Below are 1,263 nucleotides of genomic sequence, written 5' to 3'. Positions count from 1 at the left end.
AGCAGTACAAGTATAAAAGCTATGAATTTAACAACCACACATTTTTTACTTGCAGCAGAAGAGGAAGAAAAACTAATGCAAGAAAGCAGCGCAACAATGCCTTATGATGCTTCGTTAGGAGGTTTTTTTCAAGATACGACCTTGATGGGGCTTTTAAACACCATCGGGGGAACATGGGCGCAGATCGAGCAGGCACGTAACGGGCAGCCTGTATATGTAAAGAACGCACAAGGGAGTACAGAAGATATTGCACCAACCTTGCGTAATAATTTTGAAGCACAAGCAAGTCAACTACAGATGTCTGTAGAGAATTTAGCGCAAACCATGCGGCTACAAATTCAACAACAAATACAGCAGAACCAAAACCCACCGCCTAAAAAGGATAACACCTTGTTATATGTAGGAATTGGTGCGGGTGTATTAGGATTTTTAGGAATCATTTATGTAATCACAAAAAAATAACAGTTATGAAATTAAACAAGATTATTGAAACAGGGGAAACTTTAGCAAGTATGACCGCAGGGGCTATGTTATCCCGTTTAGCCGTGGAGCATCTACCGCTAAAAAACACCAAATTAAAAAGAGGTGCATTAATTGCCGTAGGAGTTTTAGGAGCTGCCGCCTTAGACCGAAAAACTACAGGACGTAAGATAGGGCAAGAAATCGCAATCGCAACGGCAGTAACGCAAACAGGGCATTTATTAAAAGAGCTTTTAGACGAGCGTTTGAAAGATTCTAAAATGCACGCCGCTCTAGGTAGTCCGATGTATAACTATGACATGGAGTTACTAGATAGTAGTAGTTTTTTATCAAGCTATACCCCGAACTATGATTTTATTTCGGAAGATATACCGCACGAGAACATACAAGAATTTGCAGCATAAGAGAAAAGAAAAATTATAAAAAAGAAAAACAAAAATTAACAAAAAAAGCGATATGAATTTTTTAAGAAACGAGGAAAAGTACCTACGAGTAACAGAGTATTTAAAAGAAAAAAATGCAATGCGTAAACCCAACGAAAAGTGGAACATTGCAGCAATGAAACCGATGCCTTCCTTTTTATATGCTAATAAAAAAATTGATGTAGGAGGAACAGTACCTTTATTAACAGGGTCTTCGGTAGACAAAACAGGAGTAACAAATTTTGATGGCAATTCACTTGTAAAAGGACGCGTATTTGTAGCGGACGGTATTACTTTAAAATGGGCGACAGCAGCACCGAATACCGATGTACAAAATGTAGCTTTTAGTGCTAAAGATCAC

General features: G+C 38.2%; 3 protein-coding genes. All 3 read left to right on the top strand.

Annotation, left to right across the window (positions count from 1 at the left end; genetic code table 11):
- Positions 1-462: hypothetical protein (locus ACKTTC_RS12845; protein ID WP_408040241.1), on the top strand; the 462-nt coding region annotated here is incomplete at its 5' end.
- Between the two features lie 50 nt (positions 463-512).
- Positions 513-884 (top strand): hypothetical protein, encoded by a 372-nt coding sequence (locus ACKTTC_RS12840; protein ID WP_408040240.1) that lies wholly within the window; start codon positions 513-515, stop codon positions 882-884.
- 52 nt (positions 885-936) lie between these two features.
- Positions 937-1,263, top strand: a 327-nt coding sequence (locus ACKTTC_RS12835; RefSeq protein WP_408039801.1) for a hypothetical protein, incomplete at its 3' end; no start/stop codon positions are given.

The organism is Tenacibaculum amylolyticum (assembly GCF_964511145.1).
Lineage (GTDB): Bacteria > Bacteroidota > Bacteroidia > Flavobacteriales > Flavobacteriaceae > Polaribacter > Polaribacter amylolyticum.
Note: the sequence above shows the minus strand (reverse complement) of the source record. Positions and strands in the feature narration are given on the sequence as shown.